11 protein-coding genes are annotated in these 14,767 nt (G+C 57.6%); all 11 read left to right on the plus strand.

Going from position 1 to position 14,767, the window contains the following annotated elements; genetic code table 11:
• The first annotated feature begins 29 nt into the window (after positions 1–29).
• A complete protein-coding gene (locus tag NQZ67_RS00840) occupies positions 30–824 on the plus strand; it encodes a DeoR/GlpR family DNA-binding transcription regulator (protein ID WP_257441905.1) in 795 nt (264 codons plus the stop codon).
• Between the two features lie 2 nt (positions 825–826).
• Complete coding sequence (gene kduD / locus NQZ67_RS00845) at positions 827–1,582, plus strand: 2-dehydro-3-deoxy-D-gluconate 5-dehydrogenase KduD (protein WP_257441907.1); 756 nt, start codon at positions 827–829, stop codon at positions 1,580–1,582.
• 132 nt (positions 1,583–1,714) lie between these two features.
• Entirely contained in the window at positions 1,715–3,442 is a 1,728-nt protein-coding gene (locus NQZ67_RS00850) for a hypothetical protein (RefSeq protein ID WP_257441909.1), read from the plus strand.
• Positions 3,443–3,529: 87 nt separating this feature from the next.
• The gene (locus NQZ67_RS00855) at positions 3,530–3,676 is read left to right on the plus strand and encodes a hypothetical protein (protein ID WP_257441911.1); all 147 of its coding nucleotides are present in this window, start codon (positions 3,530–3,532) and stop codon (positions 3,674–3,676) included.
• A 207-nt stretch (positions 3,677–3,883) separates the two neighbouring features.
• On the plus strand, positions 3,884–4,879 hold the full coding sequence (locus NQZ67_RS00860) for an ABC transporter ATP-binding protein (protein WP_257441912.1): 996 nt from the start codon (positions 3,884–3,886) through the stop codon (positions 4,877–4,879).
• Positions 4,876–5,679: an ABC transporter permease gene (locus NQZ67_RS00865; RefSeq protein ID WP_257441920.1), complete on the plus strand. Its 804-nt coding sequence runs from the start codon at positions 4,876–4,878 to the stop codon at positions 5,677–5,679. The genes NQZ67_RS00860 and NQZ67_RS00865 overlap by 4 nt, the downstream gene beginning before the upstream one ends.
• A 7-nt stretch (positions 5,680–5,686) precedes the next feature.
• Positions 5,687–6,469 carry an ABC transporter permease gene (locus tag NQZ67_RS00870; protein ID WP_257441922.1) on the plus strand — a complete coding sequence of 261 codons (783 nt, stop codon included), beginning with the start codon at positions 5,687–5,689 and terminating at the stop codon, positions 6,467–6,469.
• A gap of 126 nt (positions 6,470–6,595) precedes the next feature.
• The gene (locus tag NQZ67_RS00875) at positions 6,596–7,168 is read left to right on the plus strand and encodes a glycerol-3-phosphate responsive antiterminator (protein WP_257441924.1); all 573 of its coding nucleotides are present in this window, start codon (positions 6,596–6,598) and stop codon (positions 7,166–7,168) included.
• 3 nt (positions 7,169–7,171) lie between these two features.
• Positions 7,172–8,665, plus strand: coding sequence for a glycerol kinase GlpK (glpK, locus tag NQZ67_RS00880; protein ID WP_257441926.1), 1,494 nt, complete (start codon positions 7,172–7,174; stop codon positions 8,663–8,665).
• A gap of 170 nt (positions 8,666–8,835) precedes the next feature.
• Positions 8,836–10,506: a glycerol-3-phosphate dehydrogenase/oxidase gene (locus NQZ67_RS00885; protein WP_306812638.1), complete on the plus strand. Its 1,671-nt coding sequence runs from the start codon at positions 8,836–8,838 to the stop codon at positions 10,504–10,506.
• A 182-nt stretch (positions 10,507–10,688) separates the two neighbouring features.
• Complete coding sequence (locus NQZ67_RS00890; RefSeq protein ID WP_257441928.1) at positions 10,689–14,735, plus strand: S-layer homology domain-containing protein; 4,047 nt, start codon at positions 10,689–10,691, stop codon at positions 14,733–14,735.
• The last annotated feature ends 32 nt before the right edge of the window (positions 14,736–14,767 follow it).

Below are 14,767 nucleotides of genomic sequence, written 5' to 3' on the forward strand. Positions count from 1 at the left end.
ATGAAGATTTCGTGGAGGGGGGACGCCGGATGCTGGCGGCCGAGAGACACCGGTATATTTTAGAGAAGCTCGAGCAGAATGGCGCCGTCAAGGTTTCGGAGCTGAGCGAGCAGTTCCAGGTCACCGAGAAGACGGTTCGTGAAGATCTGGAGAAGCTCGAGGAGAAAGGACTGCTGAGGCGGACGCATGGCGGCGCGGTATTGGAGCAGGGGGGCGAGGACAGCTTGCTCCCTCTGCAGATACCGAACGCGAAGCATCAGCAGGAGAAGGCAGCGATCGCGGAGCTCGCGCTCACGTGCATCGAGCCGAACGACATCATCGCGCTCGATGCCGGCAGCTCCACTCTCGAGCTGGCCAAGCTGCTGCCGAACATGCCGCTGACGGTGCTGACGAACGATCTGCTGATCATTCGCGAGCTGACGATGAAGGACGCGATCCGCCTGGTGGTGCCGGGCGGTTACCGCCACAATAACTTATTGATCGGCGGGGAATCGCAGGAATGGATCAACCGGCTCAATGTGCACAAGCTGTTCCTGTCGACGACCGGCATTCATTTGGAATACGGGCTGACGATCTTCACGGAGGAGCTCGCCAAGCTGAAGCGGCTGTACATGGACAACGCCAAGCAGGTGTACATTCTCTCCGATCATAGCAAGTTCGATAAGGGCGCGCTTATTACGTACGGCACATTAGACGAAACGTTCAGCATTATTACGGACGAAGGCATTTCGCCCGAGGTTGAGAATAAATACGCGGCCACGGGGCTGCGAATCATGAAAGCGCCGCTGCCGAAGGGCGGCAGGCGCGGCAAGGGGAAGGTGTAGACATGGGACTATTTGACCTCGCGGGCAAACGCGCCATCGTAACGGGAGCGGGACGCGGGCTCGGCGAAGCGATCGCCCTCGGCTTGGCGGAAGCGGGCGCGGACGTCGCGCTTGTCACGAACCGCACGCCTGCGGACAAGACGGCGGCCCGCATCGAAGCGATGGGCCGCAAGGCGATTACGATTCAGGCGGATGTTGGCGACCGCGCCCAGCTTCCGGCGATCGTGCAGAAGACGATCGAAGGATTGGGCGGGCTCGATATCCTCGTCAACAACGCGGGCATTATCCGCCGCACGCCGGCAGCCGATCACAGCTACGAGGATTGGCAGGACGTGCTGGACGTGAATCTCAATTCCGTCTACGTGCTAAGCCAACTGGCGGGACGGCATATGATCGAGCAAGGCTACGGCAAAATCATCAACATCGCGTCCATGCTTAGCTTCCAAGGCGGCATTAACGTGCCGGGCTACACGTCCAGCAAGCATGCCGTTGCCGGCTTGACGAAGGCGCTGGCAAGCGAGTGGGCGTCCAAAGGACTGCAGGTGAACGCAATCGCTCCGGGTTACATGAGCACGGACAACACCGAAGCGCTTCGCGAGGATCCGGTTCGCAGCACGCAGATTCTGCAGCGTATCCCGGCTGGACGCTGGGGGACTTCCGAGGACCTGATTGGTCCGGCGGTATTCCTCGCGTCCGCGGCTTCGGATTACATGAACGGCCATATTCTTGCCGTAGACGGCGGTTGGCTGGTTCGATAGACGGGCAAAGCAAAACCCAGCGGCATAAAGCGCCGCTGGGTTTATTTCGTATGGAACCTTTCGGCGGACTATACGTTATACTCCTAACAGATGCTTCAGAACAGGTAAAACTAGCTCCTGGAGGGATATGGTATGTTATTCTGGTTTCTTGTATTCTCTGCCGCCTCGCTGCTGCTGACGCCTACATTCTGGTCGAAGCGGCATATCGTCTGGCAGATCGTCAAGCTGGTCTTTGCTTTCGTCTACGGCGGCGTCATCGTCGGTTACTTGCAGCTCATGGACGAGACGGTCAGCGCGGTCATCATGCAGCTGGGCTTCATCTATCCGCTTGTTCTTGCGGCGGATCTGGCCGTCATGATGACGGGAAGAGCGGGTCGGACCGGCAAGAACCGTCCGAAGGACGAGAGTAAGAAGGCTGGTGGCCCTGCCGCTGGCGTAAGGCTCGGCTTTGGCGTTGCGGCTATCGTGTTGGCCGGATGGATCGCTCTCGCCCTCCTCTACCCGCTGTTCGTCAAGGATGAGCTGTACCGGATCGTGGAGGCGAAGGAAACGTCCGACAAAATCGCGGCAACCGATATTCAGCATATTCCCACCGTTCCGAAGGAAACGGCGGGCTACGTGGCGGATAAGCTCATCGGCGGCATTCCGAAAGCTTCGTATTACCAGCTTGGCGAGCTGACCAGGCAGAAGATCGGCTCCGAGGAATTTTGGCTCGCGCCGATCGAATACAAGGGGCTCTTCGAATCATGGAATGCCAAGTCGCTGCCGGGATTTATTAAGGTCAGCGCGGAGGATAAAGACCGACCGGCGACATTCGTCGACCAGGATAGCTTCGTTTATTCGCCTTCCGCTTTTTTCGGCCATGACCTGATGCGGAAGGTTCGGAGCGAATATCCGAGGGATATATTGCGGTTCGCGGGCTTCGAGCCCGACGAGAACGAGAAGCCGTATTGGATCGTATCGTACGGTCATTACCGGAATTTCCGGGGCGGCTTCGAGCTGGACGGCGCGATTATCGTAGACGCCGTGACGGGGGAAATGACCAAATACGGCCTAAACGAGCTGCCGGATTTCGTTGATTTTGCGGTTCCCGCGGAAGTGGCCTTCGATTACAACCAGTGGCATGCCAAGTACAAGCATGGCTGGTGGAACACGCTGTTCGGCAAGAAGGATATCTACCAAGTGACCGAGTGGGATACCGACGAAGAAGTAATCGGGTTGTTCGGTCCGGATAAGGAGATGTATTGGTTCACGGATCATACGACGCGCGGAACCAATTCCATGGTCGGTTATACGCTGATGAACGGCCGCACCGGCGAATATACGTATTATACCGGCACGAAGGGGATGTCCGACGGCAAGGCCGCGATCGAAGCCGTGAACAACACGTTCCTCAAGGATGCTTGGACGGGGACGAACTCCATTCTGTACAACATTTACGGCGAGGAAGCTTGGTATATCCCGGTTATCGACACCAAGGGGGTCTTAAGGAAAATCGCCATCGTGAACGCGCGGAATACGCAAATCGTCGCTTACGGCGACACGAAGCAGAACGCGTTCAACAGCTACAAGGTACGCATGGCCGCTAGCAAGAACAGCACGAACGACGCGCCTACCGATGCCGCCGACAAGAAGGAGATAACCGGCAAGGTGCTGCGCCTCGGCGAAATGACCGTGGAGAACATTACGCTGATTCAAATCCTTCTCGAGGGAAGCGACAAAGTGTTCATGGCGAACCCGCAGGCTATTATTTACGCCCCCTTCATGAAAGAAGGGGATACGGTACGCCTGACGTATACGGATACGGAGGAGCAGATCGTGTCGGTGGATCAGCTGTTTAACGTGACGCTTGGCAAGTAACCTGTTGAGGGGTGAAAAAATTTCATCCTTACCGGGGAACGTTCGGCTCCTTATAATCTTAGTATAGATTCATTGAGGAGCGTGATTATGATGAAAAAAGGTAAAGCCGCCGTGTTAGCCATTCTGGTTGTTTGTTTGACGCTCGGAACTGCCGTGTCCGGCGTATCGGCTCGAATGATCGCTAGCCAGCCGGTTTGCTTCGCGGACAATTCTACTCAATGTCCGACGGAGTGACCTTTCGAACGGCGTATGTAAAGAATTCTTCTCAAGAGGCAGCCCCATGCGGGCTGTCTCTTGTTTTATAAAAAACGCTATACTTTTCCTTCCAAATCGTGTATATTCTTTTTCCCGCTATTTTTAGCAAAGTACGGTAAGAGGTCGGAGGTTCGCGCTCTGCACGCTGCGAAACGGGCGGAATTCGTACAGGAGGACTTATAGCAAATGAGTCGGAACAAGGATTGGATTCGGCTGGAAGGAATCGGGAAAAGCTTCAAGGTGGCGACAAGAACGGCCGGGCTTAAGGAAGCGGCCAAAGCGTTGTTCGTCCGAAAACACACGGTAGTGGAGGCGCTGAAGGATATTTCGTTCTCCATCGGCGAAGGCGAGATCGTCGGGTACATCGGGCCGAACGGCGCGGGAAAATCGACCACGATCAAAATCATGAGCGGCATTCTGGTGCCGGACGGCGGCAGCTGCTCCGTGATGGGCTATACGCCGTGGAAGGACCGGACGGACTACGTGAGGCACATCGGCGTCGTGTTCGGGCAGAGGTCTCAGCTATGGTGGGATGTGCCGGTGCTCGACTCGTTCGAGCTGCTGAGGGATATTTACAAAATTCCGGATGCCAAGTACAAGCAAAACGTAGCGATGCTCACCGACATGCTCGATCTCGAGAAAATCTTGCAAATGCCGGTCAGACAATTGAGTCTTGGGCAGCGGATGCGCTGCGAAATCGCGGCATCGTTGCTGCATAGTCCGAAGCTCCTGTTCCTCGACGAGCCGACGATCGGACTCGACGCCGTCAGCAAGCTGGCGGTCCGGAACTTCATCAAGACGCTGAACAAGGAGCAGGGCGTCACCGTCATTCTGACGACGCATGACATGAGCGATATCGAAGCACTGGCCAGCCGCCTGCTCATGATCGGCAAAGGGGCTCTGCTCTACGACGGCTCGCTCGAGGAGCTTCGCGGCCGATTCGGAACCGGCAGGACGGTCACGGTCGATTACCGGGGGGATTCCGGTCCGATCGATATTCAAGGCGCGACGCTCATGGACTGGACGCAGGAGCGGGCCGTGTACAGCTTCGATACGGAGCAGATCGTGCTGGCGGATATCGTGTCGCGATTGTCCGAGAAGGTCGAGATCGTCGATATCGCGGTTACGTCCAAGGACCTCGACGAGATGATCGTCGAGCTGTACGAGGAGCATCAAATATGAAGGCCTACGTCTCGATTTGGCGGCTCCGGTTCGTCAATGGCATGCAGTACAGGGCGGCGGCGCTCGCGGGCATGGCCACTCAGCTTTTCTTCGGTTTCGTCTTCATTATGATCTTCGCGGCATTCTACTCCGGCAGCTCGGGCGGCGAGCCCATTTCCTTGCAGGACTTGATTACATATGTATGGCTGCAGCAGGTGTTCCTTTCCTTCATTATGTTATGGTTCCGCGACCAGGAGCTGTTCGACCTCATAACGAGCGGCAATATCGCCTACGAGCTGTGCAGGCCGATGGGCTTGTATCCGCATTGGTATTCCAAGCTGATGGCCCAGCGGGTGGCAAGCGCGGTTCTACGCTGCTTTCCGATTCTGTTCATTACGTTCCTGCTCCCCGAGCCTTATCGGATGAGCGCGCCCCCGTCTTGGGCTTCTTTCTTTCTCTTCCTGGTCACGCTGCTGCTCGGTTTGCTCGTCATCGTGTCCATCTCCATGCTCATTTACATCTCGGTGTTCTGGACGATGTCCCCGATCGGCTCCATTCTGATGATTTCGGTCGCGGGCGAATTTCTGGCGGGCATGGTCATCCCGGTGCCTCTCATGCCGCAGTGGCTGCAGAGCATCGCATACGCGCTGCCGTTCCGATGGACGGCGGACTTCCCGTTCCGCGTCTATTCCGGACATATTCCGGTAACGGAGGCGGCGTGGGGCATCGCGATTCAACTGCTATGGCTGGCTATCCTCGTCATCGCCGGACAATGGCTGATGCGCAGGGCGCTGCGAGCCGTCGTGGTTCAAGGAGGGTAACCGAAACATGCGACTTTATTTCAAATATTTAAACATCCACTTGAAGTCACAAATGCAGTACCGCGCTTCGTTCTGGCTGATGAGCGTCGGGCAGTTTTTTATCCCGTTCATGGTATTCGGCGGCTTGTACCTCATGTTCGACCGGTTCGGGCAGCTGCAGGGCTGGAGCTTCTTCGAGGTGGCGCTCTGCTTCGCCGTCATTCATCTGTCCTTCTCGCTCAGCGAATGCTTCGCCCGGGGCTTCGACGCGTTCTCTTCGCTCGTGGGCAGAGGCGACTTCGACCGGCTGCTCGTCAGGCCGAGAAGCACGGCGCTGCAAGTGCTCGGCTCCAAGTTCGAGTTTACGAGGATCGGACGCCTGCTCCAAAGCTCGTTCGTGCTGGTCTGGTCGCTCGCCAATTTGCCGGCGGTATGGACCTTCCCGAAGCTGCTGACGCTAGCTCTCATGATCGCGAACGGCGTGTTTATTTTTACCGGCATCTTCATTCTGGCCGCGACGTTCTGCTTCTGGACGATTCAGGCTCTCGAGGTGGCGAATGTGTTCACGGACGGAGGGCGGGAGATGGCGCAGTATCCGCTTAACATCTATGAGAAATGGGTGACGCGTTTTTTCACCTTCATCATCCCGTTCGGCTGCGTCAGCTATTTGCCGCTCATGTACCTGCTTGACAAGAGGGAGGGCAGCGAGCTGCTGCCGATGCTCTTTACGCTCGGGGGAGCGTTGTTTCTCGTGCCATGCCTCCTGATCTGGAGGTTCGGGGTCCGGCATTACCGCTCGACGGGGTCCTAGCCCTTGACAAGCGCCCATAATCCCTTTATATTCGTTACAAGTTAATATTGTGTGGAGATTCGGAGAACACGGCACCTATTCGTCAATAGGATTGTTGTGTTCTTTTGCGCATATTGGGGGGTTACCATGACGACGTTCCGTCAATCCATTCTGCCGGCCGCTCGCAAAATCAAGGATTTCGAGAAGCTGATGGGCACGTCTTTCGAATATGTCGTGCTGCTTGACAGCCATGTCGCTTCGCTTCAGACGCTTGCGGATATGGCAAGGGCGCACGGCAAGAAGCTGCTTCTTCACGCCGATCTGATCAGCGGGCTCAAAAACGACGAGGCGGCCGCGGAATATTTGTGCCAAATCATAAGACCGGCCGGCGTCATCTCCACGAGAGCGAGCGTCATCCAGAAGACGAAGCAGAACGGATTAATCGCGATCCAGCGATTGTTCCTGCTCGATACGATCGCGCTGGAGAAAAGCTATGTTTTGCTTGAACGCACGAAGCCGGATTATATAGAAGTGCTGCCGGGCGTCATTCCCCATATGATCGGGGAAGTGCTTAAACGCGCGGATATTCCCGTATTCGCGGGCGGACTGATCCGCACGGCCGAGGATGTCGAGAATGCACTGGCGGCGGGCGCATCAGCCGTTACGACGTCGAAGCGCGAGCTGTGGGCGAAATACGAACGGACAGAAAGGAGAGGATAGAACTTGGAGGAAACGTACATTCTATCCATTGATCAGGGAACATCGAGCACAAGAGCCATCCTTTATGACCGCGATGGATCGGTCCGCGGCAAGGCTCAGCAGGAACTCAAGCAGCTTTTCCCGAATCCGGGCTGGGTTGAGCATGACCCGAACGAGATCTGGTTATCCGTGCTTGGAGTCATCTCCTCCGCGTTGAAGGAGTCCGGGATCCGGCCGGAGCAGATCAAGGCGATCGGCATTACGAATCAGCGCGAGACCGCCGTTGTCTGGAATCGGCGAACCGGCTTGCCGGTCTATAATGCGGTTGTATGGCAATCCCGCCAGTCGGCGGATATCTGCGAGCAGCTCCGGCAAGACGGCTATGAGCCGCTCGTCCGGGAGAAGACGGGACTGCTGATCGATCCGTATTTCTCCGGCACGAAGGTAAAGTGGCTGCTTGATCATGTGGACGGAGCCAGGGAGCTCGCCATGAGCGGCGATCTGCTGTTCGGTACGATCGACACGTGGCTCGTCTGGAAGATGACCGGCGGAGAGGCGCATGTAACGGACTACTCCAACGCTTCCAGAACGCTGATGTTCAATATCCACGAGCTTCGCTGGGATGAGAAGCTTCTGCAAATGCTGGACGTGCCGGCCGCGATGCTGCCCGCCGTCAAATCTTCTTCCGAAATTTACGGGTATACGGTTCCGCATCATTTCTACGGCAACCGCATCCCGATTGCGGGCATTGCCGGCGACCAGCAGGCCGCCTTGTTCGGCCAAGCCTGCTTCGAAGAGGGCATGGCCAAAAACACGTACGGCACCGGCTGCTTCATGCTGATGAATACCGGCTCCAAAGCCATCGAATCGAATCACGGCTTGTTAACGACCATAGCCTGGGGCTTGAACGGCAAAGTGGAATACGCGCTCGAAGGCAGCGTGTTCGTCGCGGGCTCCGCCTTGCAATGGCTTCGGGACGGTCTCCGTCTTATCGAATCGGCAGCCGAGAGCGAGACCTACGCGACCAAGGTAGAGTCATCGGAGGGCGTCTATGTCGTGCCCGCTTTCGTAGGTCTAGGCACTCCTTATTGGGACAGCGACGTTAGAGGCGCGGTGTTCGGACTGACACGGGGCACGCAGAAGGAGCATCTCATACGGGCGACGCTTGAATCGCTTGCTTATCAGAGCAACGACGTGCTGAACGCGATGAAGGAGGATGCCGGTCTCGAGCTGAAGTCGCTGCGGGTCGACGGAGGCGCGGTTTACAACGAATTCCTGATGCAGTTTCAGAGCGATCTGATCGGCACCGTGGTGGAAAGGCCACTTACGAATGAAACGACCGCGCTCGGAGCCGCTTATTTGGCAGGTCTCGCGACGGATTATTGGGAGAGCCGCGACGATATCCGCGAGCGTTGGCAGTCGGAGCGCAGATTCGAGCCGAAGATGTCCGCGAAGCAGCGAGACGATCTGTACGAAGGCTGGAAAAAGGCGGTACGGGCGGCAATCGCTTTCAAATAAAGCCAGCAATCTTAGGTTCCTTTTTCGGGAGCGGCATGTTATACTGGGAACAAGTTAATAACGGGACGGAGTTTCGGAGAATCCCCATTAGTCCGGCGTTTAATCGCGCCGGGCTGATGGGGATTCTTTTTTTCTCGGAACCAGCCGTCCCTTACGGAGGGTATACAACCATGACATTACAATTCTCGGCAAGACAAGATAACAGGAAGGCCCTGCTCGAGCGATTGACCGCCGTCGAATATGACGTGCTTATCATCGGGGGAGGCATTACCGGCGCGGGCATCGCGCTCGACGCCACGACGAGGGGGATGCGCACGGCGCTGATCGAAATGCAGGACTTCGCCGGAGGCACATCCAGCCGTTCGACCAAGCTGGTGCACGGCGGACTCCGCTATTTGAAGCAATTCGAGGTGAAGATGGTTGCCGAGGTAGGCAAGGAACGCGCCGTCGTCTACGAGAACGGGCCGCATGTCACGACGCCGGAATGGATGCTCCTGCCTCTGTACAAGGGAGGGACGTTCGGTCCGTTCTCCACGTCGCTTGGACTTAAGCTTTACGATTATTTGGCCGGCGTGAAGCGGGGAGAGCGCCGCAGCATGCTTTCGGCGGACGAAGCCGCCGCGAAGGAGCCGCTGCTGAAGCGGGAAGGCTTGCTCGGCGGCGGCTATTATGTCGAGTACCGGACGGACGACGCGAGATTGACGCTCGAAGTGCTGAAGAAAGCGGCGGAGCTTGGCGTCGCGGCCGCTAACTACGTGAAGGCGGAGCAGTTCCATTACGAAGACGGCAAGCTGACGGGCGTTACCGCCGTGGATGCGGTGACGGGCGAGAAGCTGCTTATCCGCGCCAAAAAAATCGTGAACGCGGCAGGCCCATGGGTGGATTCCTTGCGGGAGCTCGACCGCTCGCGGCAAGGGAAGACGCTTCGTTTGACCAAAGGCGTGCACCTGGTGTTCGATCAGTCGCGGTTTCCGCTTCATCAGGCCGTATACTTCGACACGCCGGACGGCAGAATGATCTTCGCCATTCCGCGCGACGGGAAAACATACGCAGGCACGACGGATACCGATTACGACGGCGACTTGATGAATCCGGCCATGACCGATGCGGATCGGGATTACGTGCTTGACGCGGTGAACGGGATGTTCCCAAGCCTGAAGCTGAAGGCTCAGGATGTGGAATCGAGCTATGCGGGACTGCGGCCTCTTATCTACGAAGAAGGCAAGTCCGCATCCGAGGTATCGCGCCGGGACGAGATTTTCCGCTCCGCTTCGGGCTTAATTACGATCGCCGGAGGGAAGCTGACGGGTTACCGCAAGATGGCGGAGAACGTTGTGAACGGGATCGTGAAGGACCTTCATGCCGAAGGCCACGGTCCGTATAAGCCTTGCGTCACCAAGCATCTTCCGATCTCGGGCGGTGAAGTGGGAGGCTCGGCCAGCTGGCCGGAATTCCTGCGCCGGAGCACGGAGCAGGGAACGAAGTCGGGGCTCACGCCGCAGGAAGCCAAGACGATCGCGCATCGTTACGGCTCGAACGCGGATCAGATCATCCGGCTTGCCCAGGAGAGCGCGGAGGAGGCGAAGCGGCTTGGCCTGCCTGCCGACGTGTACGCAACCCTCGTCTATGCGATTGATAAAGAGATGGCGCTGCGGCCCGTAGACTTTTTCATTCGCCGGACCGGCGCGCTCTTCTTCGATATCGAGTGGGTGAAGAGGTGGAAATCGCCCGTCATCCATGCCATGTCCGGGCTCCTTGGCTACTCCGACACCTTCCGCGAATCATGCGAGGAGGAGCTGGAGGCGCGGCTGTCCGAGACTGCGCATGAGATCCGCCAATAACCGACACAACTCGAACAGTCCTGCTCTGGCAGGGCTGTTTTTGTCTTTCAAATAGGTCAGCGTTCTTTACATAAATGATAGGTTAGGTTGATGCGCCGTTTACATCGGTTTGATAGTCTACTATTCACATCCATGGACCATACTTCCAATCGATAGGGTAAGAGAGAAGGGAGAACAAGGATATGAACAGATGGAGAACATCCGGAAGATGGACAAGCGCGATGCTGGCCGCTTTGTTGGCGGTCGGGACTACGACTGGCGGATCGGCTCCCGCAGCCCGGGCAGCGACGGACAACAGCAACGTCGTCATTTCTCAGGTGTACGGAGGCGGAGGAAACAACGGCGCAACCTGGAAAAATGATTTTATCGAGCTGTACAACCCGACGGATGAGGCCATATCGCTTGACGGATGGCAGGTGCAGTATGCTTCGGCAACGGCAGCGTCCTGGCCGACGAGCGGCTCCAATATTCATGCGTTGACGGGAACGATACCTGCCGGCGGCTACTATCTGCTGCAGCAGGCGGCTGGGTCGGGAGGCACTGCCGATCTGCCGACGCCGGACGCGATTGGAACGCTTACAATGGGCGCGACGAACGGCAAGGTGCGTCTGATTAACGCAAGCTCTGAGGTCGTCGATCTCGTCGGCTTCGGCTCCGCGAACGAGGCCGAGAGCGAGGCGACGCCTGTCTTGAGCAACTCGACGGCGGCGATACGCCTCGTGCTGTCCGGAGCGGGAAGAGGACTCGATACGAATAACAATAAGAGCGATTTTGCCGTTGGAGCGCCGGACCCTCGAAACTCCTCGTACGGGAGCGCGGTCGAGGCCGTTACTTCGAGCCCTGCGCCCGGAGCGGTGGTCCTAGGCACCGAGGTTACGCTGTCGACCGCGACGCCGGATGCCGCCATTTATTACCGAATCCAGCCGGCCGGCGAATACTCCTTATACAAAGGACCCATCGCGATCATGCAGGATGCCGTCATTGAAGCCTACGCAACCAAAAACGGGCTGACCGACAGCCCGGTTCAAGCCTTCGCGTTCATAGCGGATTCCATCATGCCGATATTGGATGCCCGCGTATTGGCTGACGGAACGGCGGCTATCATCGAAGGTATAGTGACGCACAAAGAAACAAGCGGCGGCAAAAACAATCTCTACGTTCAAGATGATACAGCTGGTATCATCGTGCGCGGCGCCAATCTGGAGGCATCCGTCGGCGACCGCATTCGGGCTTCGGGTAAGACCCTGCAATATTTTGGCCTAGCAGAATTAGAGGTCGAAACGGCCGGCGTATCGGTGATTGAGCCCAATGCGGGAGTTCCGGAGCCTATGCCGATAACGGCAGCCTCGCTTGGCAAGGAGAACGGAGAAGCGTTCGAAGGCGAATACGTCGAAGCGGGCAATGTGACGGCCGGAGCTTCGAACGCGTACAACGAGTTTACCGTATCGGACGGCGAAGGCGGCACGATGCTGATCAAATCTCCGCTGCTCGAGACGGGCAAAACGTATGAAGCCGTACGCGGCGTCGTCACGTATTCGTTCAACAACTACATGCTCGTGCCGCGCTCCGAATATGACGTCATCGAACGCAGATTATCGGTGAAAGCATCGCCGTCTCCCACGTCATTCGTTCAGAAGGGGACGGCCGTAACGCTGACGACGCCGGCAAGCGGCGGCGCGATCTATTACACGACGGGCGGAAGCGAGCCGACTGCGGAAGCGGGGCAGCTATACACAACGCCGATTATTATTAGCGAAAATACGGTCGTCAAAGCCATCGTCGCGAAAGACGGGGAGATCAGCGACGTGTTCGAATTCGGCTACACCGTCCAGGAAACGTACGACGAGCTGGAAATTCACGATATTCAAGGAGCGAGCCATGTATCGCCTTACGAGGGGCATTTGGTGAGCGGCGTACAAGGGGTCGTCACGATGCGTCGTCCGGACGGCAGTTGGTTTATTCAGGCTCCGGAAGCCGAGTGGGATGACTTGGACGCGACGTCGGAGGGCATTCTGATCGCGCCGGCTGCGGCCGTCATCGTCTCGGTCGGCGATCTCGTCACGGTTGGCGGGACGGTGCAGGAAGCGAAGGAGGAAGGCTACGCGGACGCCAAAGATTTATTCACGACGCGCATCTCCGCGACCTCGGTCACGGTCGATCAACGCGAGCAGGCGCTGCCCGCGCCGATCGTCATCGGAGAAGATCGAGTGCAGCCGCTCACCGTCATTGACAATGACGGCAAGGCGACGTTCGATCCGGACCAGGACTCGCTGGACTTCTACGAAAGTCTGGAAGGCATGCGTCTGCAGGTGAACGATGCCCGAATCGTCGGACCGTTCAACTATGAAATTCCGGTGGTGCCCGGCCACGCGATGGGAACGGAAACGACGGAGGCGGGAGGCGTTATCCTGACGGGGGTGGATCTGAATCCTCAGCGGATCCTGATCGCCAAGGAACCGTCCGCCAAAGTGAAAACCGGGGACAAATTCACGGCTCCGATTATCGGCGTCCTGTCCTATGATTACAGCAATTATAAAATCATGCCGGAAGCTTTGCCGGATGTCGAGCAGAGCGGCAATGAGAGGGAAGCGGCATCGGTAACGCCCGCAGAAGACAAGCTGACGATCGCTTCCTTCAATATCGAGAATTTCTGGAACAATCCGAGCAGCTCCGAGACGTTAAGGAAGGAAAGGATCGCCGCGTCGATCGTCGATAACCTGAAATCCCCGGATATCGTGGCGCTGATCGAAGTGCAGGACAACAACGGATCGGCAGATGACGGCACGACAGACGCGAAAGACAGCTACGAAGCCCTCATCAAGGCGATCGAGGAGCAGAACGGGCCAACTTACCTGTACACGGATATCGCGCCCGAGGACGGCAAGGACGGCGGAGAGCCCGGCGGCAACATCCGGGCAGGTTATCTGTATAACCCCGAGCGCGTGAAGCTTGTCGTAGCGGAAGGCGGCAAGGGAGACGCCGTCACGGGCGTCGAGTACGGCGCGAAGGGACTTACGCTTAATCCGGGACGGATCGATCCGACCAACGAAGCGTTCGAGGCATCCCGCAAGCCGCTTGCCGCGGAGTTCGAATTCAAGGGCGATCGAGTGGTAGTCATCGCGAACCATTTCAATTCCAAAGGCGGGGACGAGGCGCCTTACGGCGCCGTACAACCGCTTCCGGAGACGCTCGGCAGCGAGGCGCAGAGGCATAAAATCGCGAAGATCGTTCACGATTTTGCTTCAAGCATCCTGCAGAAGAACAAAAAAGCCAACGTCGTCGTGCTGGGCGACTTGAACGACTTCCAATTCTCCCGCACGCTGGACTTGACCAAAGGCAGCATCATGGAGAATTTGGTCGATGCGCTTCCGGTTAACGAACGCTATTCCTACATCTATCAAGGCAATTCCCAGACGCTGGACCATATTCTCGTGAACAAAAAGCTGGCTAAGCACGCGAGGATCGACATCGTGCACATCAATGCCGATTTCGACCGTTCGCAAGGGCGGGTGAGCGACCATGATCCGCTGCTTACACAGTTGGACCTGAAGGCGAAGCGGGCCGAGGACGATTATGTTCCGCCGCTCACGCCGAACCCTAATCCGGGTCCGGATCCAAAACCGGAAAAGCCGGATGACGAGGACGGCGGAGCCGGGGAAGAAAAGCCACCGGTCAAGCATACTGACGTAGCCGGGCATTGGGCGCTCGAGTCGATCGGCAAAGCCGTGCGTCTTGGATTCATCGCAGGTTATGGCGACGGCACCTTCCGCCCGGACAACAACGCGACGAGGGCGGAGTTCGCGGTCATGCTGGGCAAGGCGCTTGGTTTGGAGGAAGAGGCCGCGGGGACGGCGAGCTTCCCGGACCAGGACGATATTCCTTCTTGGGCCCGCTCATTTGTTGCTCTGTTAGCGGAGGAGAAGGTGGTCGGAGGCTATGAGGACGGCACCTTCCGCCCGATGAATCAAGTGAGCCGCACGGAAATGACGGTTATGCTGGTTCGCGCTCTAGGCTTGGATACAACCCAGTACGAAGGAGAGAACACGCCGTTCACGGATGACGAGGACATCCCGTCATGGTCGAAGCCTTACATTGCGGCCGCGTTTAAGGCCGGCCTTATCCAAGGAATGAGCGGCAATCGGTTCGTCCCGGACGACAAAGCGACCCGCGCGGAGATCGTCACGATTCTGCTGCGAGCCTTGGAGAAGCTGGATACCGCCGCGAAGTGACGCGGCTCGCTGCATAACGAACAGAACCGCCT

This window comes from Paenibacillus soyae (genome assembly GCF_024623455.1).
Classification (GTDB): domain Bacteria; phylum Bacillota; class Bacilli; order Paenibacillales; family Paenibacillaceae; genus Pristimantibacillus; species Pristimantibacillus soyae.